Origin of the sequence: Myceligenerans xiligouense, assembly GCF_003814695.1 — a bacterium.
In the GTDB taxonomy this organism is placed as follows: domain Bacteria; phylum Actinomycetota; class Actinomycetes; order Actinomycetales; family Cellulomonadaceae; genus Myceligenerans; species Myceligenerans xiligouense.
Window position 1 is genome coordinate 335092 of sequence record NZ_RKQZ01000001.1, and the last position, 24539, is coordinate 359630.

The 24539-nt window shown below is 72.3% G+C and carries 20 protein-coding genes; 11 read left to right on the plus strand and 9 right to left on the minus strand.

The window, feature by feature from the left end; all coding sequences use genetic code 11:
- The first annotated feature begins 95 nt into the window (after positions 1-95).
- Complete coding sequence (locus tag EDD34_RS01455; protein WP_123812995.1) at positions 96-2414, plus strand: transglycosylase domain-containing protein; 2319 nt, start codon at positions 96-98, stop codon at positions 2412-2414.
- 3 nt (positions 2415-2417) lie between these two features.
- Positions 2418-3410 carry a metallophosphoesterase gene (locus tag EDD34_RS01460; protein ID WP_123812996.1) on the plus strand — a complete coding sequence of 331 codons (993 nt, stop codon included), beginning with the start codon at positions 2418-2420 and terminating at the stop codon, positions 3408-3410.
- 65 nt (positions 3411-3475) lie between these two features.
- On the opposite strand, the gene EDD34_RS01465 is transcribed toward EDD34_RS01460, so the two are convergent.
- From EDD34_RS01465 to EDD34_RS01480, 4 genes are all read right to left on the minus strand, one after another.
- Positions 3476-4153 (minus strand): Crp/Fnr family transcriptional regulator, encoded by a 678-nt coding sequence (locus EDD34_RS01465; protein ID WP_123812997.1) that lies wholly within the window; start codon positions 4151-4153, stop codon positions 3476-3478.
- Between the two features lie 162 nt (positions 4154-4315).
- Positions 4316-5437, minus strand: a complete 1122-nt coding sequence (locus tag EDD34_RS01470; protein WP_123812998.1) for a bifunctional 2-methylcitrate synthase/citrate synthase — start codon at positions 5435-5437, stop codon at positions 4316-4318.
- A 40-nt stretch (positions 5438-5477) separates the two neighbouring features.
- Complete coding sequence (gene prpB / locus EDD34_RS01475) at positions 5478-6401, minus strand: methylisocitrate lyase (RefSeq protein ID WP_123812999.1); 924 nt, start codon at positions 6399-6401, stop codon at positions 5478-5480.
- Positions 6401-7960 (minus strand): MmgE/PrpD family protein, encoded by a 1560-nt coding sequence (locus EDD34_RS01480; RefSeq protein WP_123813000.1) that lies wholly within the window; start codon positions 7958-7960, stop codon positions 6401-6403. The genes prpB and EDD34_RS01480 overlap by 1 nt, the downstream gene beginning before the upstream one ends.
- Positions 7961-8121: 161 nt before the next feature.
- On the opposite strand from EDD34_RS01480, the gene nth reads away from it, so the two are divergent.
- Positions 8122-8862: an endonuclease III gene (nth, locus tag EDD34_RS01485; protein ID WP_123813001.1), complete on the plus strand. Its 741-nt coding sequence runs from the start codon at positions 8122-8124 to the stop codon at positions 8860-8862.
- Positions 8863-8865: 3 nt separating this feature from the next.
- Here the strand turns inward: nth and EDD34_RS01490 are convergent, their stop codons facing one another.
- Both EDD34_RS01490 and EDD34_RS01495 read right to left on the minus strand, forming a co-directional pair.
- Positions 8866-9828 (minus strand): alpha/beta fold hydrolase, encoded by a 963-nt coding sequence (locus tag EDD34_RS01490; protein WP_246012134.1) that lies wholly within the window; start codon positions 9826-9828, stop codon positions 8866-8868.
- An 87-nt stretch (positions 9829-9915) separates the two neighbouring features.
- The gene (locus tag EDD34_RS01495) at positions 9916-10758 is read right to left on the minus strand and encodes a winged helix-turn-helix transcriptional regulator (protein WP_123813002.1); all 843 of its coding nucleotides are present in this window, start codon (positions 10756-10758) and stop codon (positions 9916-9918) included.
- A 238-nt stretch (positions 10759-10996) separates the two neighbouring features.
- Here EDD34_RS01495 and EDD34_RS01500 point away from each other — a divergent pair, with 238 nt between their 5' ends.
- Positions 10997-11737 (plus strand): hypothetical protein, encoded by a 741-nt coding sequence (locus EDD34_RS01500; RefSeq protein WP_123813003.1) that lies wholly within the window; start codon positions 10997-10999, stop codon positions 11735-11737.
- A gap of 51 nt (positions 11738-11788) precedes the next feature.
- Here the strand turns inward: EDD34_RS01500 and EDD34_RS01505 are convergent, their stop codons facing one another.
- The 3 genes from EDD34_RS01505 to EDD34_RS01515 all read right to left on the minus strand — a co-directional run bounded on the left by EDD34_RS01505 (position 11789) and on the right by EDD34_RS01515 (position 14861).
- Positions 11789-12907, minus strand: a complete 1119-nt coding sequence (locus EDD34_RS01505; RefSeq protein ID WP_246012135.1) for an FUSC family protein — start codon at positions 12905-12907, stop codon at positions 11789-11791.
- A gap of 94 nt (positions 12908-13001) precedes the next feature.
- Positions 13002-14162 (minus strand): CAF17-like 4Fe-4S cluster assembly/insertion protein YgfZ, encoded by a 1161-nt coding sequence (gene ygfZ, locus EDD34_RS01510; protein WP_123813004.1) that lies wholly within the window; start codon positions 14160-14162, stop codon positions 13002-13004.
- Positions 14163-14231: 69 nt separating this feature from the next.
- Positions 14232-14861: a heme-binding beta-barrel domain-containing protein gene (locus EDD34_RS01515; RefSeq protein ID WP_123813005.1), complete on the minus strand. Its 630-nt coding sequence runs from the start codon at positions 14859-14861 to the stop codon at positions 14232-14234.
- A gap of 134 nt (positions 14862-14995) precedes the next feature.
- Here EDD34_RS01515 and EDD34_RS01520 point away from each other — a divergent pair, with 134 nt between their 5' ends.
- The 7 genes from EDD34_RS01520 to EDD34_RS01555 all read left to right on the plus strand — a co-directional run bounded on the left by EDD34_RS01520 (position 14996) and on the right by EDD34_RS01555 (position 24396).
- Positions 14996-15367 (plus strand): DsrE family protein, encoded by a 372-nt coding sequence (locus EDD34_RS01520; RefSeq protein ID WP_123813006.1) that lies wholly within the window; start codon positions 14996-14998, stop codon positions 15365-15367.
- A 289-nt stretch (positions 15368-15656) separates the two neighbouring features.
- Positions 15657-15983 (plus strand): DUF2516 family protein, encoded by a 327-nt coding sequence (locus EDD34_RS01525; RefSeq protein WP_123813007.1) that lies wholly within the window; start codon positions 15657-15659, stop codon positions 15981-15983.
- Between the two features lie 110 nt (positions 15984-16093).
- Positions 16094-17080, plus strand: coding sequence for an asparaginase (locus EDD34_RS01530; protein WP_246012611.1), 987 nt, complete (start codon positions 16094-16096; stop codon positions 17078-17080).
- Between the two features lie 93 nt (positions 17081-17173).
- Positions 17174-17599, plus strand: a complete 426-nt coding sequence (dtd, locus tag EDD34_RS01535) for a D-aminoacyl-tRNA deacylase (RefSeq protein WP_123813009.1) — start codon at positions 17174-17176, stop codon at positions 17597-17599.
- Positions 17600-17707: 108 nt separating this feature from the next.
- On the plus strand, positions 17708-19768 hold the full coding sequence (locus EDD34_RS01540; protein WP_148089894.1) for a helix-turn-helix domain-containing protein: 2061 nt from the start codon (positions 17708-17710) through the stop codon (positions 19766-19768).
- A 234-nt stretch (positions 19769-20002) separates the two neighbouring features.
- Complete coding sequence (locus EDD34_RS01550; RefSeq protein ID WP_211341465.1) at positions 20003-22384, plus strand: glycosyl hydrolase family 18 protein; 2382 nt, start codon at positions 20003-20005, stop codon at positions 22382-22384.
- A 167-nt stretch (positions 22385-22551) separates the two neighbouring features.
- Positions 22552-24396, plus strand: coding sequence for a glycosyl hydrolase family 18 protein (locus EDD34_RS01555; protein WP_246012136.1), 1845 nt, complete (start codon positions 22552-22554; stop codon positions 24394-24396).
- The last annotated feature ends 143 nt before the right edge of the window (positions 24397-24539 follow it).

Genomic DNA, 24539 nt, shown 5'->3' on the forward strand with positions numbered 1-24539 from the left:
GCCCGGCGGCCGGGTGGGCACCGTACACACGACCCGCACACCCGAGCGGCCGCGCCACCGCGTGTCATCTCAGGCTTTCCTACTACCCTGGCCCCATGTCGTCGGCCCATCCCCTGAGCTCCGAGCAGCGGCGGATCACGCGCAAGATCCCCGCCACGCAGCTGATCGCCCTGCTACTCGCCTTCGTCCTCACCGCCGGTGCCGGCGGTCTCATCGGCGCCGGGATGCTCATCCCGCTGGCCGCCGGAACGAACACCACCGTCGACGCGGGAGTGCAGCTGTTCGACGAGGTGCCCGACGAACTGGAGCTCACGCCACTGTCCGAGCAGTCGCGGATCTTCGCGAGCGACGGGAAGACCCTGCTGGCCTCCGTCTACGAGCAGAACCGCATCGTGGTGCCCCTGAAGAGGATCTCGAAGGAGATGCAGCACGCGGCGATCGCCATCGAGGACGAGCGCTTCTACGAGCACAACGGCGTCGACCCGCAGGGCATCGCCCGCGCGGCGGTGAGCAACGCCTCCGGTGCCGCCCAGCAGGGTGCGTCCACGCTGACACAGCAGTACGTGAAGAACGCGCTCATCGAGGAGGCCCTCAAGGAGGATGACCCGTTCGGCATCCTGGACGCCCGCGAGGACTCGATCCAGCGCAAGATCCGCGAGGCGAAGCTCTCGATCGCCATCGAGAAGAAGATGTCGAAGGACGAGATCCTCGCCGGCTACCTGAACGTCGCGCAGTTCGGGGTGAGCATCTACGGGGTGCAGGTGGCCGCGCAGCGCTACTTCAGCAAGGACGCCGCGGACCTGAACGTCGTGGAGGCGGCGACGATCGCCGGGATCACGAAGGAGCCGAGCCGCTTCGACCCGCTGGACAACCCCGACATCAACGAGGAACGCCGCAACCTGGTGCTGAACAAGATGTGGGGCCTCGGGTACATCACGGACAAGCAGTACCAGCGGGCGAAGGACACCCCGATCGAGAACACGCTCAAGCCGCGCAAGCTGCAGCTCGGCTGCGAGGAGGCACCCGCCGGGTCGGCGTTCTTCTGCGACTACGTGATCAAGGAGTTCCTGCTGAGCAAGGAGTTCGGGGAGACCCGGGACGACCGCTACAACGCGCTCTACCAGGGCGGGCTCGACATCGTGACGACGCTCGACATGAAGAAGCAGAGGGCTGCGCACCAGAGCATCGTCGAGGTCGTCCCGACGAACGACCCGAGCGGGCTGGACGCGGCGATCACCTCCGTGGAGCCGGGGACCGGAAAGATCCTCAGCATGGCGCAGAACAAGCCGTACGACGCCTCGGACGAGCCCGAGCCGCTGCACACGGCGATGAACTACTCGGCAGACTTCTTGCACGGCGGGTCCAACGGGTTCCAGCCCGGGTCGAACTTCAAGCCGTTTGTCCTGACAGAATGGCTGCGAACGGGTCATCGCCTGAACGACGTCATCCCGTCCAGCGAGGTGGTATTGGCAAAGGAGTCTTTCCGCGCGTCGGGATGTGAAGGCGTATCCCTTGGCGTTGGCCCCTGGTCGGTTGGCAACGCCGAAGCTGGAGCCGGAGGTCCGGTGACGGTCGCACTGGGTACTTATCAGTCGCTGAATACGGTGTACTCACGCATGACTCAGAAGCTTGATCTGTGCGGTATTCGCCAATCTGCTTTTGATGCGGGTTTCCAGCCGACAGTGCATGCCAAGATCGATGGCGGAGGCCCGATCGAGGGGCGGGCGACGGCCCGCGACATCGAGGTTGTGCCGGCGATGGTGCTCGGTACGCAGCCCACGACTCCGCTGGGAATGGCTACGGCCTACGCGACTTTCGCGTCGGGTGGCACGTACTGCAAGCCGATCGCGATCTCTTCTGTCGAGACTCGCGGTGGCGCGGAAATGAACGTGCCGAAGGCGGGATGCAAGCAGACGCTCGAGCCAAATGTGGCGAACACCGTTGCCTACGCGATGACGAAGGTGTTCGAAGGTAAGCCGTGGGGAACCGGCTACTGGGTGAAGGACAGGTTCCCGGCGACTCGTCCTGTGGCGGGAAAGACCGGCACGACGAACAACGGCTATCACAGCTGGTTCACGGGGTATACGCCCAACCTGTCGACCTCGGTGTGGGTCGGCACCGCCAGGGGGGACGTGGCGCACTTCAACATCATGGTGAACGGCGGCAAGTACAACTACGAGAAGCCCGGCCAGCCCTACTCGGTGTTGTACGGCAGCTCGCTCGCGCTCCCCGCGTGGGACCTGTACTCGGCCGAGGCGATGAAGGGCATGCCGGTCATGGACTTCCCCAGCCCGGACCCGAACCTGGTCGGCAGAGCTCCCGCCCAGCCCACTCCCCAGGGGGGCGATGACGACGACTCCGGTGACTCCGATGATGGCGGCGGGAACGGCGGCGGAGCCGAGGGGACCGACTGACCCATGGCCGCACGCAGCGCACTGACCACGCTCGCGGCGCTCGGCGGCGCGGCCGCCGCCGGGCTCGCCTACGCGCATCTCGAGTCGAAGCTGTTCACGGTGCGCCGCTACACGGTCCCGATCCTCGCACCCGGGCAGCGTCCGGTCCGGGTGCTGCATCTCAGCGACCTGCACCTCACCCCCTCGCAGCACATCAAGCAGGAGTGGGTACGGTCGCTCGCAGGTCTCGCGCCCGACGTCGTCATCAACACCGGGGACAACTTCGGGCACCTGCGCTCCCTCGGCCCGCTGCTCGACGTGCTCGGGCCGCTCATGGAGGTCCCGGGCGCTTTCGTGATGGGCTCGAACGACTACTTCGCGCCCACGTTCAAGAACCCGGCGCGCTACCTCCTGCCGGACGCCCGCGAGCAGCGCGACGACCTGGTCCCGCTCCCCACGGAGTCCCTGGCCAAGGCGTTCCGCGAGGCCGGCTGGGCGGACCTGACGAACCGCCGCGACACGATCACGCTCCGCGACGGCCGGGTGCTCGGCCTGGTCGGCATGGACGACCCGCACCTGGACCGCGACGTCATGCCGGAGTCACGTCCGACCGCGGGGACCGGATCTGCGAAGGGCCGCCATGCCGCCGACGCGGACCTGGGCGGAACACCCGATGGCGAGGACCCGCTCCTCCGTCTCGGGGTCGTCCACGCCCCGTACCAGCGAGTCCTCAACCAGCTCCGGGCCGACGGCACCGACATGGTGTTCGCCGGGCACACCCATGGCGGCCAGCTCTGCCTCCCGGGCATCGGCGCGCTCGTGACGAACTGCGACCTGGATCGCGGCCGGGCCTCCGGCCTGCACGGCTGGCCGGGCCCTCGCCCGGACGAGGATGGTGGCGAGGACTCCACCTGGCTCCACGTCTCCGCCGGCGCGGGCACATCCCCGTACTGGCAGCTCCGCTTCGCCTGCCGCCCGGAGGCCACGCTCCTCACCCTCACGGCCAAGGTCAGCTAGCACGCGGCGATGGCCCGGACCCCCAGGGTCCAGGCCATCAGGATGGAGCGTGGGTCGCGTTCGCCTCAGCGCGCCCGTCGCTCCAACCGGTCCATGTCCAGCAGCACCACGGCCCGCCCCTCGCGGCGGACCCAGCCGCGGGTCGCGAAGTCTGCCAGGGCCTTGTTGACCGTCTCGCGCGAGGCGCCGACCAGCTGGGCGAGTTCCTCCTGCGTGAGGTCGTGGGCCACGCGCACGCCGTCGTCGTTCGGTTCGCCGAAGCGGGTCGACAGGTCGAGCAGCGCCTTGGCGACGCGGCCGGGCACGTCGGAGAAGACCAGGTCGGCCAGGGTCTCGTTGGTGCGGCGCAGGCGGCGCGCGAGCGCGCCGAGCAGCTGCATGGAGACGGTCGGGTGCTCGCCGATCCACTTCACCAGGGCATCGTGCCGGAGCTCGTAGACCAGCGCGTCCGACACCGAGGACGCCGAGGCCGTGCGCGGGCCCGGGTCGAAGAGCGACAGCTCGCCGAACATCTCGCCCGGTCCCAGGATCGACAGCAGGTTCTCGCGACCGTCGGCGGAGCGGCGGCCGAGCTTGATCTTGCCGGAGGCGATGACGTAGAGCCGGTCTCCGGGCTCGCCTTCCCGGAAGAGAATGTCGCCACGGACCAGGTCCACCGGGACCATCGACTCGAAGAGCGCGCGCGACTCACCGCTCTCCATGTCCGCGAACAGGGGTGCTGAGAGTACGACCTCGTCGTCCACCAGTGATGTCCTCACTCGTCGGGGACCAAGGGCCTGCGCCTGGCGATCACCGGCGCGACTTCCCGAAGTCCATGTGTTGTTCCAGTACCCAGTGTGCCGCACGATCCGCGAAAACACCTCGATCGAGGAGTTCTTCCGCGGCGTGGCGCGGCACACCGGAGGTCAGGGGACCTGCCGCTCGTCCGGTCCGTTGTACTCGCACACCGGACGGATCAGGGCGTTCGAGGCACGCTGCTCCATGATGTGCGCGGTCCAGCCCGTGATGCGCGACGCCACGAACAGCGGCGTGAAGATGTTCGTGTCGAAGCCCATCAGGTGGTACGCCGGGCCGGCCGGATAGTCCAGGTTCGGCTTGATGCCCTTGCGCTCGCCCATCGCCTGCTCGAGCGTGTCGTACAGGTCGAGCACCTCGGTCTCTCCGTAGTGCTCCACCAGGTCGCCGAGCACGGCGCGCATGGTCGGGACGCGGGAGTCGCCCTTCTTGTACACGCGATGGCCGAAGCCCATGATCTTCCGCTTCGACGCCAGGGCCTCGTCGAGCCATGCCACGGCCTTGTCGGCCGTGCCGATCTCCTCGAAGGTCTCCTGCACCGCCTCGTTCGCGCCGCCGTGCAGCGGGCCCTTCAGCGCGCCGATCGCGCCGGTCACGGCCGAGTGCAGGTCGGACAGCGTGGAGGTGATGACGCGCGCCGTGAACGTCGACGCGTTGAACGAGTGCTCCGCGTACAGCACCATCGACGCCTCGAACGCCTTCACGACGGCCGGTTCGGCCTCCTCACCGAACGTCATCCACAGAAAGTTCGCCGAGTAGCCCAGGTCGTCGCGCGGCGGCACGATCTCCTGACCCCGGCGGCGGCGCTGGTCCAGCGCCACGACGGCCGGCATGACCGCCCAGAGCCGCAGCGCCTTGGCGAGCTCCGCCTCGGGGGAGGAGTCCTCGGCCTGCGGGTCGTGCGCGCCGAGCTGCGACACCGCGGTACGGCACACATCCATCGGATGACACCCGGCCGGCAGCTCCAGGATCGCCGCCTTGACGTTCTCGGGCAGGGCGCGGGCCGCGCGCTCCGCCTTCGTCTGCTCCTCGAGCTGGTCCGACGTCGGCAGGTCGCCGTGCCAGAGCAGGTACGCGACCTCCTCGAAGCTCGCGCGTGCCGCCAGGTCCTGGACGGGGTACCCGCGGTAGAGCAGCGAGTTGGTCTCGGGGTTGACCTTGGAGATCGCGCTGTGGTCGGCGACCACGCCGGCCAGGCCCTTGCGGATCTCGCTGGTGGGGGTTTCGGTCATGCTGTCACTCCTTCGTGAGGTGGTCTGAGTGGGGAGCGGCTCAGTGCTGGTGGTTCTGACCCGGCTCGTAGGTGAAGACCGCGGAGTCGAAGTGGTTGTAGCCCGCGTAGTCGACGAGCTCGTAGAGCCGCGCCCGGGTCTGCATGTCGCCGACGACGGCGTTCTGGGTACCCTCCGCGTTCAGCGTGTCCAGCGTGCGCTCGGCCGCACCCATCGCCATCCGCAGGAGCGTCACCGGGTAGATCACGATGCGTGCTCCAGCGTCGCCGAGCTGCTTCACGGTGAACAGCTCCGACTTGCCGAACTCGGTCATGTTCGCGAGCACCGGGACGTCCAGGGCCGAGGCGACGGCCTCGAACTCGGACAGGTCAGCCATGGCCTCCGGGAAGATCGCGTCGGCCCCGGCGTCGGCCAGCGCCTTGGCCCGGTCGACCGCGAGCCGCAGCCCGCGCTCGCCCGGCTCGGTGCCGCGCACGTCGGTGCGCGCCATGATGAGGAAGTCCGGGTCGCGGCGCCCGTCCACGGCGGCCCGCACGCGGCGCACCGCGTCACCCAGCCCCACGACCTCCTTGCCGTCCAGGTGCCCGCAGCGCTTGGGATTCACCTGGTCCTCGAGGTGCATCCCGGCGACGCCCGCGTCCTCCATGGTCTGCACCGTGCGGGCGACGTTCATCGGCTCGCCGAAGCCGGTGTCGGCGTCGACCAGGGTGGGCAGGTCGGTGACCCGCGCGATCTGGGCCGCGCGCCCCGCCACCTCGGACAGGGTGGTGAGCCCGATGTCGGGCAGCCCGAGGTCCGCCGACAGGACCGCGCCCGACACGTACACGCCGTCGAACCCCTTGTCCTCGATCAGGCGCGCGGACAGCGGGTTGAACGCGCCGGGAAGGCGCAGGATCTCGCCCGAGGCGAGTGCCTCGCGGAAGGCCCGGCGCTTGGCCGACGGCGTCTCGCGGCTGAAGAGCATCAGCGGGCCCCCCCTCCCGTGCCGGCCGGCGCGCCGACCAGGTCGAACAGCCCGCGGGGCGACTCGACACCCTCCAGCAGGCCCGGGCGCGCGACGATCGTCAGCTCGCGCACCTCGGCCGGCGTCAGCTCCGGCAGGCGCTCGGCGAGGTCGAGGAAGCGCACGATCTCGGCCTCCTCGAGGACGGGCCCGGCCAGCGTGCGGAACTTCGCGATGTAGTTCTCGCGGGCGAACGGCCGGGCGCCGAGCGGGTGGGCGTCCGCGACGGCGATCTCACGGGTCACCGTCTCGCCGGAGGTGGTGGTGATCTCCACGCGACCGCCGTACGCCTTCTCGGCCGGGTCGGGGGAATGGTAGCGCCGTGTCCACTCCGGGTCCTCGGTGGTGCTGACCTTGCGCCACAGCTCCACCGTGTCCGGGCGCTGCGCCCGCTGGGGTGCGTACGAGTCCACGTGGTGCCAGCCGCCGTCCTGCAGCGCGACCGCGAAGATGTACGGCACGGAGTGGTCCAGCGTCTCGCGCGAGGCGGTCGGATCGTACTTCTGCGGGTCGTTCGCGCCGGAGCCGATCACGTGGTGCGTGTGGTGGCTCGTGTGCAGCACGATCGACTCGACGTTCACCGGGTCGCGCAGGTCCGGCCGCTCGTTCCCGAGAGCGCGCGCCATGTCGATGATCGCCTGCGCCTGGTACTCCGCGGAGTGCTCCTTGGTGTACGTGTCGAGAATGCCCGTGCGGGGCTCGCCCGCGCCCGGGAGGACGACGTCGTACGCCGCGTCCGGGCCGTCCAGCAGCCAGGCCACCACGCCGTCCTCGCCCTCGTAGATCGGCTCGGGGGAGGTCTGGCCGCGCATCGCGCGGTCGACCGCCTCGACCGCGAGCTTGCCCGCGAACGCCGGCGCGTGCGCCTTCCACGTGGAGATCTGGCCCTTGCGGGACTGTCGCGTGGCCGTGGTGGTGTGCAGCGCCTGGCCGATCGCCTGGAACACCGTCCCGGTGTCGAGTCCGAGCATCGTGCCGATCCCGGCGGCGGCGCTCGGGCCGAGGTGGGCGACGTGGTCGATCTTGTGCTTGTGCAGGCTGATCGCCTTGACCAGGTCGACCTGGATCTCGTAGCCGGTGACGATGCCGCGCAGCAGTGCGGCGCCGTCCGCGCCCGTGTGCTGCGCGACGGCGAGGATCGGCGGGATGTTGTCGCCCGGGTGGGAGTACTCCGCCGCCAGGAACGTGTCGTGGAAGTCGAGCTCGCGCACGGCGACGCCGTTCGCCCAGGCAGCCCACTCGGGGCTGAAGGTGCGGTCGGTCGGCAGGCCGAACACCGTCGCACCCGGGGTGTACGGATGGGCCATGGCCTGCGCGCGGGACGCGACGCCAGGCCCGCGGGTCAGGCTGGCCGCCGCCACCGACGCGTTGTCGATGACGCGGTTGACGACCATGTCGGTCACCTCGGGCGTGGGCGCGACAGGGTCGGTCGCGAGCTCCGCGAGCTTCCACGCGAGCTGGTCCTTGCGCTCGAGGCTCTCCGCACTCTTGTAGACGCGGAGGTGATGGGTGTTCGGCATTCTGTGCTCTCCCGATACGACGTCGTAGCGAGAACCAGCCTATGCGGTGACCACCACATGATGGTTCCTGCAACCCCACGGAAATTCGCGCGAACTTCGCCGGAGCGGATGAGCGGTCCCCGGTGCGGCCGGCCCCGCGGCCGGCGGCTACTCTGGCGGGCGTGACATCGTCGGACACCGAGCGCACGCCGGAGACCACCCCGACCGGGGAGAGCCGGCTCGCGCTCGTGCGCCGGGCGCGCCGGATCGACCGGGTGCTGGCCGGGACCTACCCGGACGCACGGGCCGAGCTGGACTTCACCACGCCGCTGGAACTGCTGGTCGCGACCGTGCTGAGCGCGCAGACCACCGACGTGCGGGTGAACGCGACGACGCCCAAGCTGTTCGCGCGGTACCCGGACGCGGCCGCCTACGCGGAGGCCGACCCGGAGGAGCTGGAGGACGTGCTCCGCCCGCTCGGGTTCTTCCGGGCCAAGGCGAAGGCCGTCATGGGGCTCGGGAAGGCGCTCGTGGAGCGGTTCGACGGCGAGGTGCCGAACCGCATGACGGACCTGGTGACGCTCCCGGGAGTGGGGCGCAAGACGGCGAACGTCGTGCTGGGCAACGCCTTCGGGGTGCCGGGTATCACCGTCGACACACATTTCGGGCGGCTCGCGCGACGTCTCGGGTTCACCACCGAACAGGATCCGGTGAAGGTGGAGCAGGCCGTGGGGGAGTTGTTCCCGCGCCGGGACTGGACCATGCTCAGCCACCACCTCGTCTGGCACGGCCGCCGGGTCTGCCATGCCAGGAGGCCGGCGTGCGGTGCCTGCCCGGTGGCGCGCTGGTGCCCGTCGTCGGGCACGGGTGAACAGGACCCGGTCGCGGCCGCCGCGCTGGTTCGCCTCTCGGGTCCCCGCTGAGGGTCACGAACCCCAGAGGCTGTGGCGGTCGGCCACCGGGCCCAGCCAGCTCAGCAGGACCCGGGTGACCTCCTCCGGGGCCTCCTCCTGGAGGAAATGGCCCGCGCCCCGGATCACGTCGTACCGGAAGTCCCGCACCAGGCGGGCTGCGTCGAGGTCGGCGGTCTCGGGCCGTACCAGACCGTCCAGGGCGCCGTGGATCTGCAGCGCGGGGACCGTCAGCGGGCGCCGCACCGCCGCGCGGAGCCGGTGGCCCGAGGCGCGCGACGCCGAGCGCACCGCCCACCGGAGTGCCTCCATGGCGGAGTGGGCGGCGAACGGGATGCGCATGACGTCGCGGTACCGGACGACGTCGTCGGGCGCGAACGGCACCGCCGCGCCGTGCGCGAACACCTGCGCGATCAGGTCGCCGCTCGTCAGCGCCCGCTCCGGGAACGTGGGCAGCTGGTAGAAGGCGAGGTGCCGCAGGGCCAGGGGAGTCAGCGCGGCCCGCCCGTGAACGACGACACGGGCCGGATGCGGCGCCCCGAGCGTCGCCACCCCCGCCACGACCCGTGGGTGCAGCGCGGCCACACCCCACGCCAGCACACCACCCGTGCCGTGCCCGACGACGACCGCGCGCTCCCTGCCCAGCGATCGCACCACGCCGGCGACATCAGCCGCGCGGGCCAGGACGTCGTACCCGCCCGGCGGCTTGTCCGAGGCCCCGGAGCCCCGCACGTCCATCGCGGCCACGCGATAGCCCGCCTCCGCCAGCGCGGGGATCTGGTGCCGCCATGCCCACCAGAACTGCGGGAAACCGTGCAGCAGGAGGACCAGCGGCGCGAGACGGTCGGTCGGTCCCGCGACCGCGACATGGAACCGCGACCCGCCGGAGGCCACCATCTCGTGCCGCCACGGCCCGTCGGGCAGCGCGACGGCGATGTCGCTCGGAGGAACGTTCGAGGTCCGGGACGCTACGGTCACGGTTCGAACCTACGCGCTCGGCCGCGGGGGCGCGGGGTGAACCTGCGGCGACCGCACTGCGGGGCACCTGCCCGGCTTGCCCTCTGCTCAGCGCGGGGAGCGTGGAGCGGTGCGGGAGGAGCGCCGCTTGGTGGGCGGGGCGGAGGGTTCCGTGGTGCCGGAGGTGCCGGCGGCGGGGGCACCAGGAGCCTCGTCCGTGGTGGGGGTCTGGCTGCTCGGGGACTCGGTTCCGGTCTCGTCCGGTTCGGCGGCGCGTTCCTTGGGCGGGTCGAAGCGGTACCCGACGTTGCGGACGGTGCCGATGAGCTGCTCGTGCTCGGGTCCGAGCTTGGCGCGCAGGCGCCGCACGTGGACGTCCACGGTGCGGGTGCCTCCGTAGTAGTCGTAGCCCCAGACCTCCTGGAGGAGCTGGGCGCGCGTGAAGACTCGGCCCGGGTGCTGCACGAGGTACTTGAGGAGCTCGAACTCCTTGTAGGTCAGGTCGATCGGGCGGCCGCGCAGCCGTGCGGTGTAGCCGCCGGCGTCGATCGCGAGGTCGCCCGCGGCGATCTCCTGTTGCGACTCCTCGGCCGGGCCACGGGCCGACCGTTCGACGACCAGCCGCAGCCGGGCCTCGACCTCGGCGGGGGAGGCCGACTCCAGCAGCAGGTCGCCGGCGCCCCACTCGTGGGTGACGACCGTGAGGCCACCCTCCGTGAGGACCAGGACCAGCGGGACCGTGAGGCCGGTGGCGTGCAGCAGCCGGCAGGTGGTGCGGGCGGCGACCAGATCGCGACGCGCGTCGAGCAGGACGACGTCGGCGTCCGGGGCGTCCACGAGAGCGGACGGCTCCATCGGCAGCACACGGACTCGGTGCGACAGCAGCCCCAGGGCGGGGAGTACATCAGCCGATCCGCCGTTGGCGGGTGTGAGGATCAACAACTCTGCCATCAACGCACCTCCTCTCGCCGGTCAGGCTCTGCGGAAGTCTGCCTTGTTGCTTGTTGCGAGCATGTTACACGGCCTTTTCCTGGACACGATCGGCGAGGTCAGGGCGCGTGAACGAGTGGTGAATCACGTCTCGCACGCTCGCCGGCGGCGGTTTCGCGGGCCGCGCGGGGGTCGCGCATCCGGGCCGCGTGCGGGGTGTCCCTGCGCCGCGACTCGGCAATCTGGGACACTCTGGGGCGTGTCTGTGTCATCCCGTGCCGTGACGACCGCCGTGCTCGCCGCGGCCGTGGCTGCCGGCGCCTACCTCGAACCCCGCCCGCTGCCTCTCGTCGGCGTGGCCGCCCTCCTGGTGATCCTGGTCGCCCTCGGCTGGCCGAACATGCTGCGGCTCCCGGCGCCCGGCGGTTCCCGGCTCGTGGTGCTGCTCAGCGGTTTCGGGGCGGCCGCCGCGACCTGGTACACGCCGAGCGAGCCCGTGCTACGGCACCTGCCGATGATCATCGCGATCTCGTTCGTGCTGGCCTTCCTCGCGGAGATGATGCGCCGCGACGGCCGTCGTCGTCTGACGGAGTCGGTGACCGGGACCGTGGCGGGCATCGTCGTCGCGGTGTGCGTGGCGGGCTGGGTCGCGGCCGCGCGGACCGACGCCGGAGCGATGCTCGTGGCGACCGCCGCGTTCTCGCTGGCCATCGCGGCAGCGTCGGCCGCGCTGCCGCTGAAGGGCTGGCGGGCGCTCGTGGTGGCGGTCGTCGCGGCGGTCGTGACGGGCGGGGGCGTGGCCACGCTGCTCCCCGCCATGGACACCGTCAGCGGTGCGTGGACCGGGGCCGTGGCCGGGATCGTCGTGGGCGGTCTCCACCTGCTCCTGGAGCGCCTGCCCGCCCTGACGGGGAAGCTCGCCGGGCTGTCGGCGGCGACGGTTCCCGTCACGGTGACCGGCATGTTCGTCTTCGTGGTCGGGCGGCTCGTCGTCCTCTAGGACGACGGTGGCCGGAGCCGCGGCTCAGCCAGTCCGGCACACAGCCCGGGGCTACAGCTCCGGCAGCGCGGCACGGGCCTTCTCCGGGCCGGTCCCGGTCGCCTCCAGCATGTCCACCAGCGGTGAGCGCAGCAGCATGACCAGCGACTGCACCTGCCAGTCACCGGAGCCGACGGCGTGCGGGTCCGCCAGGCCCGCGGTCTGCTCCAGCACCCCCCGGGCGCGCAGACCGGCCCCGCCCCGGCCGACGTCGGACGCGAGCAGCCGCACGCCCGCCGCGAACCGGTCGACACGATCCGCGACCGGGCCGACGTCGTGCTCCTCGGCCGTGACCACCGCGGTCGCGCGCCGGGCGAGCACCCGCACCGAGCGCATCGCCCGGTCGGTGAGCACCGCTTGCTCCTCGAGCCGCCCGAGTTCGTCCCGGTGGTGGCGTCTCACGCTGACCCGCGCCAGGTCGCGGGCGCTGCGTGCGGCGGTCTGCCACTCCTCGAGCACCGGCTCGGACGCCCGGCCGCGTACCAGGGCGGCACGCGCCTCGGAGGCGTCGCGTTCACGCATCCCGCGCGCGAGGACCTCCAGGGTCTCGGCCAGCTCCGTCAGCGCCTGCTCACCCAGGGCCCGGGGCCGGCGCCGGGTGTCACCCGGCACGAGCACCGCGAACAGCAGGGCGACCGCACCGCCGACCAGCGCGTCCGTCCAGCGGCCGATCGGTCCGTCCGCCGTCGCCGGCAGGCCCACCACGATGATCGCCTGCGCCCCGGCCTGCATCACCAGCAGCGGCCCGGAGTCGATGACGCGCGCGAGCACGGCGGAGATGAACAGCACCACCGTGAGCTGCCACCAGCCGGACCCGATGAGGTGCACGATCAGGTCGCCCATGCCGACGCCGACGGCGACCCCCACCGCCAGCTCCGCGACCCGGCGCACGTCGCGCTGCGCGGAGAAGCCCAGGCACAGCCACGCCGCGACGGGCGCGAAGAACGGCTCGGCGTGCCCGAGCAGCCGCGTCGCGACGAGGTAGGCGAGGCCGGCCGCGATCGCCGCCTGGCCGATCGGGATGAGGCCCGCGCGGACACGAGTCCACCCCTGCCGCGCCCGGGTGCGCAGGACCAGGACGCGCAGCGCGCGCTGGAGCACCGCGTCCGCGGGCCCCGGGAGTGCGCTCAAGACCGTGCCCGGGGGGCGCCGGCCGGGAGGTGCCTCGTGGCCGGATCCGGGCGCGAGCCCGCCCCGTACCGCGGCCCAGGGCGCCTCGGTGACCTCACAGGAGCCCGTCGCCCCCGCGCAGGCCCGGTGTGAGCTTCCCGCGGTTCTCCGGCCGGTCCGCGGAGACGCCCTCGCCCGGGACCACGGTCTCCTGGGCGGCGGCCACCTCGACCACCTCGCCGCCGGCCTCCGACACGACCAGCAGTCCCGCGTCCTCCGGAACGTTGCGCTTCAGCACGGCCAGCCCGACGGGCCCGAGCTCGTGGTGCCGCGCGACCGACGTCAGCCGCCCGACGGCCTTGCCGGACGCCGCCCCGGGTGCGCTCTCGGGGCGCAGGCGGACCTCGGCGCCGGGTTCGGGGATCACGTGCCCCGACCCGTCGAGGTGCAGGAACACGAGGCGACGCGGCGGGCGGCCGAGGTTGTGCACGCGCGCGATCGTCTCCTGCCCCCGGTAGCAGCCCTTGGCCAGGTGGACGGCGGTGCGCAGCCAGTCGAGCTCGTGCGGGATGGCTCGCTCGTCCACCTCGCGCCCGAGGCGCGGCCGCCAAGCCTCGATGCGCAGCGCCTCGGTCGCCCAGGTTCCCGCGAGCCGCCAGCCGGCGGCCTCGCGGGCCGCGACCTCGTCGGCCAGCGACTCGGCGGGCACCAGGACGAGCCGCCACTGCCGACCGGTCCCGGGGTGCTCGCCCTCCGGCGGGCCGTAGCGCGTGCCGCCACCGATCACGCGCGGCCACGTGTCACGCCAGGTGACGGGCTCCTCCGCGGTGCCCTCCGTATCCACGGCCTCGCCGATCGCCGCGTACCGCCCGGTGAGATCCTCGATCTCCACGCGCATCATGAACTTCATGCGCTCGAGCCAGGACGCGAGCCCCGGGGCGGCGGCGCGCTCGGTGATCAGCCAGGCGGCCTCGCCGTCGTCGACGACGGCGGCGGTGTGCTCGATGTGGCCCTGCGGGGAGAGGACGAACAACTCGGTGGACTCGCGCGGCTTCAGGTGCTCGACGTCCTGGGAGGTGATCGAGTGCAGCCAGCTCAGCCTGTCCGGCCCGGCCACGCGCACGACGCCCAGGTGGGACTGGTCGACGACGGCGCCGCCGTGTTCCAGCGCGCGCTGCTCGGCCACCGGATCGCCGTAGTGCCAGGCCACGCCTTCGTCGGGTCCGGTCGCCGCGACGGCTCCCGGTCGGGCGAGCAAGGGGCTTGCGTACGTCATGTCACTCACCTCATCCACAGCGTCCGATCGCTGCTTCTCATTCCCGCGCGGATCGCCCGCCGACGGGGATCATTGGCGGTCCAGCTCGCCCGACGCGTAGGAGCGGAGGGGCTCGCCGAACGCGGCCAGTTCCTCGACCCACAGCAGCCGGCCCTCCACCAGACCGTACAGTCGCTTCGAGGCCCGCACGTCCGACGACGTCGACGTGCGCGCGATCGCGTCGCTCGCCAGGTCGACCCGACCGTTGCCCACGGCACCGACGTACAGCGTCATCCGCCCGGCCGCGTCCGCGACGATCACCTCGAGCGGGTGGCGGTCGTCGTCGAGTCCGTCCGGGCGGTCCGTGGAGACACGCCAGTAGCCCGTCTCTGTGGACCACACGGTGTCCGGGGAGGCGACGTCGTCCGGGGAGGCCGTGTCGTCCGGGGTGGCGCCGTGGCCGGACCCGGCCGGGGCACCGGCACCGGGCGGGCCGCCCTCGGCTCCCGGGGTTCCGGTGACGGGCTCGCCGGCCGCGACGCGCAGGGTCGACTCGAAACGGAGGTACGGGCCGCCGTCGTGGTCGAACGTGAGCTCCTGCGTGAACGGCCTCTTGCCGACCGCGGGATGGTCGATGACGCCGCTGCCGCTCCACGTGCCCACCAGCCAGGCCAGCGGGTACACCTCGGGCGCGAGGCCCTCGGGGAACGTGAAGGGCATCAGCGCTGGCCGGAGAAGAGCTTGTAGACCACGTACCCGGCGAACCAGGTGATGGTCAGGACCGCGGCCACGAGGAGGCCGATGAACACGCCTTCGAGCGCCTGGTAGTCGTGCATGGTGCGATCCTAACCGGCATGACCGACACGCACCGGCCCCTCGTGATCAAGACCACCTCGGGTCTCGACCGGCCCGAGACCGTCAACCAGGCCTTCACCGTGGCCGCCGCCGCGGTGGCCGCCGGGGCCGAGGTGAGTCTGTGGCTCGCGGGCGAGGCGTCGTGGTTCGCGCTTCCCGGCCGGGCGGCGGAGCTGGAGCTGGAGCACGCCGCCCCCCTGCCGGACCTGCTGGAGGCGGTTCTCGCGGCGGGCACCGTTACCCTCTGCACGCAGTGCGCGGCCCGGCGCGAGATCGGGACCGGCGACATCCTTCCGGGTATCCGCGTCGCCGGCGCGCCCGTCTTCGTCGAGGAGATCCTCCGCCCGGAGGCCCAGGCGCTCATGTACTGACCCGGAGCCCGGGAGCCCCGGCCCCCCGCTCCACGATCCCGCAACCCGACGCTCGTGAATTGCCACCGGACGGTGGCGACCCGCTCCGGTGCCGTTCCGGGTCGCCCGAACCGCAGATATTTCCCGGATCCGGTCGCCGAACCGCACGGTGAATCGTGCCAAGTCGACGTTGACACGATTCACCGTGCGGTTCGGCGACCGCGAGCGACGTCAGGGGGCGGGTGGACGGGGGCCGGGGAGGGTGAGAGAGAGGGGGTCGGTGGTGGGGGGACTGCCGTAGGCTCGGGACGTGATCTTTACCCTTCAAGGACTCGTCACGCTGATCATCGGTTGGGGCGTGCTCATCGCGCTCGTGATCGTGCTCGTCGACGCCGCGCGGCGGCCCGACAACGGCTACCGATCCGAGGGCAAACTGGACAAGACGAAGTGGCTGCTCATCCTCGGGTTCGCCGGGATGGTCGCGCTGCTCGGCGCGCTGGGGATGATCGGGGTCTTCCTGAACCTGGTCGCCGTGGTCCCCGCCGCCATCTACTGGGTCGACGTACGCCCGCGCCTGCTGCGGTACGGCACCGGCGGCGGCCCGCAGCGCCCGGGCGGGAACAGCGGCGGATGGTGACGAGCCACACCGCGTCGGCGTCCCCGGCACCGGCGTCCCCGACTCCCTCGTCCGACGCCGCGCGGCCCGCCGACATCGCCCCCGCACCCGGGCCGGAAGCGGCCCGCACCGTGGCCGACGCGGCGGCACCACTCGCGCAGGTGCTGCGCGGCGGGCTCGTGGAGTCCGTTCATCTGGGGCACCTCGTGGTGCTCGGCCCGGACGGGGCGGTCCGGCTCGCGATCGGGGACCCGGACGTGGTGATCTGGCCGCGGTCGTCGGTCAAGCCGATCCAGGCGCTCGCGATGCTGGACAACGGCCTCGACCTGCCGGACCCCCTGTTCGCGCTGGTCGCGGCGAGCCACAACGGCGAGCCCTTCCACCGCGCGGGCGTGCGGGAGATCCTGGCCCGCGCCGGACTCACCACCGACGACCTGCGCAACACGCCGGACATGCCGCTGCACGCGCCGTCGGCGTTCGCGTGGCAGATGGCGGACCACGTCGAGGAGGGCGACGGCCCGGGGCCCGCCCCGATCGCGCAGAACTGCTCCGGCAAGCACGCCGGCATGCTCGCCACCTGTGTCGTGAACGACTGGTCTCGCGAGGACTACCTCGAACTCGGTCATCCGTTGCAGGTGGAGATCCGCGACTGGCTCGCCCGCCTCACCGGCGTCGAGCCGGCCCACGTGACCGTCGACGGTTGCGGCGCACCGCTGTTCAGCACGACGTTGTCGGGCCTGGCCAGGGCCTTCGGCGCGGTCGCCGGTGCACCGGACGACGTCGAGGCGCGGGTGGCTCGCGCGATGAGCACCCACCCCGAGATGGTCGGCGGCGACGGCCGCGAGGCGACGCTCGCGATGCGCGCGGTTCCGGGGCTCGTCGCGAAGGACGGGGCCGACGGCGTCTACGGTGCGGGCCTGCCGGACGGATCGGCCGTCGCGTTCAAGGTGCTCGACGGCGGTCCCCGGCCGCGGCCCGCGATCCTGGCCGCCGCGCTCCGTGCGGCGGGCGCGGCCGACGTGCCGGGCGTGGACCTGGCGGCTCTCGACGCCGTGGGCGACGTTCCCGTGCTGGGGGGCGGCCACGCGGTGGGCCGTGTGGACGTGCCCTTCTCGTAGCGTGTCGGCGGAGCCGGATCGCCCAGGGCTCCGCCGGGGCACACGGAGGTGCGGGCCCCGCGCTGCTGTTCGCGACCTTCTAGGATCGCCCGCATGAGAGCCGTGATCCAGCGCGTGACGCGCGCGAGCGTGACCGTCGGCGGCGAGATCGTCGGGAAGATCGACCGGCCAGGGCTGCTCGCCCTGGTCGGGGCGACCCACGACGACGGTCCCGAGCAGGTCGCGACGATCGCTCGCAAGATCGCCGAGCTGCGCATCCTGCGTGACGAGCGCTCCGCCGTCGACGCCGGCGCCCCCGTCCTCGTGGTCAGCCAGTTCACGCTGTACGGCGATGCGCGCAAGGGCCGGCGTCCCACCTGGAGCGCCGCCGCCCCCGGGCCGGTGGCGGAGCCGCTGGTGAACGCCGTCGTGGACGACCTGCGCTCTCGTGGGCTGGAGGTCGCGACCGGCCGCTTCGGCGCGGACATGGCCGTGGACCTCGTCAACGACGGGCCGGTGACGATCCTGCTGGACGCCTGAACGGGCCGGCGCGGCGGGGCACGGGCGGACGCCCGGCCAACTCATTCACCCGGGTGAAATATCTGGGGTGCATACTTGTTCCCGTCGTGAACAAAATCGGGAGGCGTGATGGCTTCCGCCACATCAGCTCGCACGGAAGAGTCCACGACCGGGACGCAGTGCCGCACCGTCGCGCCACACGTCTCGGCCGCCCTGTCCGGCATGGTCGAAGGCGACCCTGACGCTCGAGCCGAGCTCGAGAACATTCTCAACACCGAGCACCTGACCGGTGCGGCTCTGCTTCCGGACCCGCTGCCCGCGGTTCCGGCGGCCCGGGCCGCCTACCCCCGCCTGGGTGGTCTCGACGAGGACACCCGCCGCATCCTGCTCACCGCCGCCGTCGCCGTCGTCGATCGCGCCGAGGTGCTGCTCGCCGCCGCCGGGGCCGACATCGAGGACCTGGTCTCGGGCCCGGCCGGCGACTACCTCCACCTGGTGGGCGGCCGGTTCTCCTTCCGCGACCAGCGGGTCCGGCAGATCGTGCACGACGACGCCGACCTCGCCGCGCGCACGGCCGTGCACGTGGGACTGGCGAACGCGCTGCGCGGCTCCGGGCGGGCCGAGGTCGCGCTCTGGCACACCGCGCTGAGCACGATGGAGGGCGACGCCCTGCTCGCCGACGGGCTCGTCGAACTCGCCGAGCGACATCTGGCCTGCGGCGACACGGCTCGCGCGCACGAGGTGGCGCGCGAGGCCGTGAGCCAGGGCGCGGGCGACACGCACCGGCGCGCCAGCGCGGTGGCGAGCCGTGCGGCCCTGCTGGGCGGCCACGTGCAGGATGCCATCTCGTTCGCGCGGCAGGCGGGCGACGCGGGTCCCGCGCTCGCCGCGGCCCTGGCCCTGCGCGACGGCGACCCGGACCCGGGCCTGGGGGACGTCGTCGAGTCCGAGCACGACCGTGCCGCCCTGCGCGCCGCGGTCGGTGCGCTCGCCCTCGTCCACGGCGGCGCGGAGAAGGCCGCGGCGATCCTCGCCGAGGTGCTGCCCGACGTCGCTCCCGCACGACACTCCGGATGCTGGTTCGAGGCACCCGGCCGCGTGACACCGCTGGTCGAGGCGCATCTCCGGGTGGTGCAGGCGCTGGTCGCCATGCGTTCCGGCGAGCTCGACCGGGCGGCCGGGGTGCTCGCCGACGCCGCGCACCGCCTCCCCGTGGCCCTCGCGTTCGGCGGACTCGGCGTGGCCCTGGCGCGCCGGCTCGACCTGGTCCGCACGGGCAGCCTGAGCGCCACGACGCGGGCGTTGGAAACCTCCTCCGCGGGGGCGGCCGCCGGCGTCGTGCGGGCGGCGCAGCTCGGCGACAAGGCCGTCGAGGCCACACGGGCCGGGCGTGACGTGCAGGCCGCCACCTTCCTGTGCCTGGCCGCCGAACGCGGCGGGGCGGAGCTGCGCGCCTGGTGGCTCCCCACCCCGGACCCGGCCGAGCTCTTCGTCCGCGCCGGCCAGCAGCGCGCCGCCCGGCGCCACCTGGCCCAGCTGCGCACCGCCGTTCTCGGCCCGGCTCCCCGCGTTCCCGGCTTGCGCATGCGGCTCGACCTGGCGCGAGCCGAGGTGGCGCTCGCGGAGCCCGGCGTGCTCCAGCGCGCGGCGGAGCGGGCGGTCGAGGTGTCCCAGGCCGTGGGGTCCACGTTCGAGCGCGGCCTGACCGAGGTGGTGATCGCGCGGGCGCTCGAGCGGCACGGGCGCGACTCCGAGGCTGCCGCCCACCTGCTGGCGGCCCGAGCGCTGTTCGTGGAGTCCGGCGCGCTGGCGTTGCTGCCGGACCGGCGGCCGTCGTCGGGTGCGGCCCGCCGAGGAGAACGGCAGGCCGGGAACGCCGTGGCGGACACCGCCGGGAACTTCGCGGCGGAGGCCGTCGAGAACGTGACACGCCTGGACGTCGAGCGCCAGGGGCGCGGGGCGCGCGCCGCGGAGGGAGTGCGTGACCGCTTCGCGCACTGGGGTGAGCTGCTCACGGAGCGGGAGCTCGACGTGGCCCGGCTCGTCGCGCAGGGGCGGACGAACCGGCAGGTCGCGGAGCGGCTCTACGTCTCGGTGCGGACGGTCGAGGTGCACCTGGGCCGGGTGTTCCGCAAGCTGGGCGTCCGCTCCCGCACGGAGCTGGCGGTCCTGGCCTACCGCTCTGCCTGACCCTCCCGCACCCCCTTGCGCACCCCGGCTGCTCGACGTGTGACCGACCGCTTCGCCGGCCGGTCGACGTCGGACCGACCGCTTCGCCGAGTACGGATCGCGTGACCCAGCGCTTCGAGCCGTACGGGGTTTCCCGTATGGCGGCCCGGATTCCTTCCCCGCCATTGTGGAGATCACGGATTCCGAAAATGGAACCTCTCCTTACTTTTAGGGGGACGAGGAGAGGTAGGGGCAATGAAGACCGAACACACACGACGCCGACGTCGCGCCCGGCTGGGCATCGCGCTCGCGGTCGCGCTGGCCGTGACCGGCGGCGGGGTGGCTGCGACTGCGGCCGCACCCCAGGCCGCGGCCGTGGAGTGCGCCACCCCGTGGTCGTCCTCGGCGGTGTACGTCGCCGACGACGTCGCCTCCTACGACGGCCACAACTGGCGTGCCAAGTGGTGGACCCAGAACGAGACGCCCGGTGCCGCGCAGTGGGGACCCTGGGAGGACCAGGGGGAGTGCGGGGCGCCCGAGCCGACGCCGACCCCCACCGGCGACCCCACCGGCGACCCCACCGGCGAGCCGACCGGCGACCCCACCGGGGAGCCCACGAACGAGCCCACCGACCCGCCGTCGGGCACGAACCCCGACGAGGCCTGCCGCCCAGACGGCATGGCGCCCACGGCCGGCATCGACACCCCCTACTGCGACGTCTACGACACGGACGGCCGCGAGATCCTGCCGAACGGCCTCGACCGCCGCGTGATCGGCTACTTCACGAGCTGGCGCACCGGAGCCGGTGACCAGCCCGCCTACCTGGCGAACGACATCCCGTGGGAGTCGCTGAGCCACATCAACTACGCGTTCGCGCACGTCGGCGAGGACTACCGCGTGTCGGTCAACGCCGACGTGCCCGGCAACCCCGCCACGGACATGACGTGGCCGGGCGTCGAGGGCGCGGACATGGACCCCGGCCTGCCCTACACCGGGCACTTCAACCTGCTGCACCGCTACAAGGAGCAGAACCCCGGCGTGAAGGTGATCCCCGCCGTCGGCGGCTGGGCCGAGACCGGCGGCTACTTCGACGGCGACGGCAACCGGGTCGCGTCGGGCGGCTTCTACACGATGACCGACTCGCAGGCGCGCATCGACACCTTCGCCGAGTCGGTGGTGGACTTCGTCCGCGAGTACGGGTTCGACGGGATCGACATCGACTACGAGTACCCCACGTCGAACAACGACGCCGGCAACCCCCTGGACTTCGAGTTCTCCAACGCGCGCCGCGGCGAGCTGGTGGAGGGCTACGTCGCGCTCATGAAGACGCTTCGCGAGCACCTCGACGCCGCCGGCGCCGAGGACGGCGAGTACTACCTGCTCACCACGGCCACGCCGTCGTCCGGCTGGCTGCTGCGGGGCATGGAGGTCCACCAGATCACCGAGTACGTCGACTACGTCAACCTGATGACCTACGACCTGCACGGCGCCTGGAACAAGTACGTGGGCGGCAACGCCGCGCTGTTCGACGACGGCAACGACCCGGAGCTCACCGCGGGCGGTGTCTACACGGCCTACGACGGCATCGGCTACCTCAACGGCGACTGGGCCGCGCACTACTTCCGCGGCGCGATGCAAGCGGGCCGGATCAACCTCGGAGTGCCCTACTACACCCGCGGGTTCCAGGGCGTGACCGGAGGGACCAACGGCATGGGCGGTACCGCCGTACCGCCGTCGGGCCACACCTGCCCGCCCGGCACCAACAACGCCTGCGGGCACGGCGCGGACGGCATCGACAACCTCTGGTACGACACCGACCCCGCCGGCAGCCCGGTCCCCGCAGGCGTGAACCCGATCTGGCACGTCAAGAACCTGGCCGACGGCGTCGTCGGGGACTACACCGAGGCGTACGGCGTGCCGGGCACGATCGAGGGCAGCTACACGCACCACACCGACGCCGTCACCAAGAACGAGTGGTGGTGGAACGCGCAGACCAGCACGTTCCTGTCCGGCGACGCGGAGTGGGCCATCGGCGAGAAGGCCGACTACGTGGCCGACACCGGGCTCGGCGGCGTCATGATCTGGGAGCTCGCCGGCGACTACGGCTACGACCAGGCCAAGGGCCAGTACGAGATGGGTTCCACGCTCACCGACCTGCTCCACGAGAGGCTGTCGGGCACGAGCGCGTACGGCAGCACCAAGGCGAACGGGCCGGCGCCCACCCGGGCGATCGATCTCGACCTCGAGTACACCGACTTCGCGCTCGGCGACAACAACTACCCGATCGCGCCGAAGGTGCTGTTCCACAACCGCTCGGACACCGCGGTCCCCGCCGGGGCCACCGTGACCTTCCAGTACGCCACCACCGACACCGGTGCGATGAGCGACTGGTCCGGACTCGGCACCACCACGACGCCGGGACGCTCGGGGCCCAACATCGGCGGCCTCGGCGCCGACTTCCACACCGCGACGTTCACCGTCCCGGCCGGTGGCATCCCCGCGGGCGGGTCGATCACGAACAACCTCAAGTGGGCGCTGCCCGTGGCGCAGTTCTCCAACGTGGTCGTGACCATCAACGGCACCGACCACGCGACCACCTACGACCACCCGCGGGGCGTGACCGTCGTCGACCCGTGAGCCCACCGGGCCGGGCCGGGCCGGACGACGACCGGCCCGGCCCGGGCACCGACGGCGACCACCACGGGCGCCACGACCGAACACCAGGACCGACCACACACCGGGCAGGACCGAACCGAAGAACCCAGCCGGCTCATGGCCGGGAACGAGGACGAAGGAGACCCCTCATGGAGCTGCAGCACAGCCGGGCGGCGTCGAACGCCGGACGGAGGAAGCGACGCACCGTCGTCGCGAGCCTCGCGGCGCTCGCGGTCGCGGGAGCCGGGGCGTTCACCGCACTGGCGACGAGCGCGAACGCGGAGGAGCCGGAGGCCGGGACCACCGCCGTCAACGGCTACCGCAACGTCGCCTACTTCACCCAATGGGGCGTGTACGGGCGCGACTACCAGGTCAAGGACATCGTCGACGCGGGGATCGCCGATGAGCTGACCCACATCAACTACGCGTTCGGCAACATCCACCACGAGACCCTCGAGTGCTTCGAGGCGAACAAGGCGCAGGGCGAAGGGCCGAACGGGTCCGACGGCGCGGGGGACGCCTACGCCGACTACGGCAAGTCCTACACGGCCGCCGAGTCGGTGTCGGGTGTGGCCGACAGCTGGGACCAGCCGCTGGCCGGCTCCTTCAACCAGCTCAAGCAGCTGAAGGAGCAGAACCCGGATCTCAAGGTGATGATCTCGCTCGGCGGCTGGACCTGGTCGAAGAACTTCTCGCTGGCCGCCGCGACCCCTGAGTCCCGGGCGAACTTCGTGTCCTCCTGCGTCGACCAGTACATCAAGGGCAACCTGCCCGTGATCGACGGGCGCGGCGGCGAGGGCGCGGCGGCCGGCGTGTTCGACGGCTTCGACATCGACTGGGAGTGGCCCGGTTCGCAGAACGGCGCCGAGGGTAACCACGTCGACCCGGAGAACGACGCGGCGAACTTCAAGGCACTGCTCGCCGAGTTCCGCAGCCAGCTCGACGCCTACGGCGCCCAGACCGGGGAGCACTACGAGCTGTCGGCCTTCCTCCCCGCGAACCCGGAGGACATCGCCGCGGGTGGCTGGAACGACCCGGAGATCTTCGACTCGCTCGACTTCGGCAACCTCCAGGGCTACGACCTGCACGGAGCCTGGGACGCCGACCTCACCGGGCACCAGGGCAACCTGTACCCGGACCCGGCGGACCCGCGCGAGCCGTCCCGGCAGTTCAGCATCGAGGAGTCCCTCGCGGAGTACACGGGCAACGGCGTGGATCCCGCGCAGCTCACGCTCGGCATGGCGATGTACGGCCGCGGCTGGACGGGTGCGACCCGGTCCGACGCCTGGGGGAGTGCCACCGGCGCGGCACCCGGCACGTACGAGGCCGGCAACGAGGACTACGACATCCTGAAGAACCTCGGCACCGAGTACTTCGACGAGCAGGTCGGCGCGGCCTGGCGTTACGACGGCACCCAGTGGTGGAGCCTCGACACCCCGCAGTCCGTCACGCAGAAGGCGCGGTGGATCAAGGACCAGGGCCTCAGCGGCGCCATGTGGTGGGAGCTGTCGGGCGACGAGACCGGCGACCTGCCGGCCGTGGTGGCGGCCGAGTTCGGTTCGGGTGACCCGGGCCCGGACCCGACGGACGACCCGACGGACGAGCCCACGGACGAGCCCACCGACGACCCGACGGGCCCGCCGGCGGACGACTGCACGTCGGCGCCGTGGGACGCGGCGGCCGTGTACACGGGCGGCGACACCGCGTCGCACGGCGGCCACGAGTGGGAGGCCCGGTGGTGGACGCAGGGTGAGACGCCGGGCGGCGCCGACGTCTGGGCCGACCTCGGGGCGTGCTCCGGCGATCCCGGCCCGGACCCGACCGGTGACCCCGGCACGGGTGACTGCCCGGCGGCCTGGACCGCCGGCACGGCCTACACGGGCGGTGACGAGGCCGAGTACGGCGGCCACGTCTGGCGCGCCAAGTGGTGGACCCAGGGCGACACCCCGGGCGCCGGCGAGTGGGGCCCGTGGGAGGACCTCGGCGCCTGCTGACCAGGTGCGTCCGCGGGACGTCCCGCGGACGCACGAACCGCCGGGGCGGTACGTCGCATGGCCGACGTACCGCCCCGGCGGTTCTGGTGTGCCGGGCAAAGGCCCCCGTGCGGGTGGCCGCCCGGCTGTCCGGGGCCGGGACA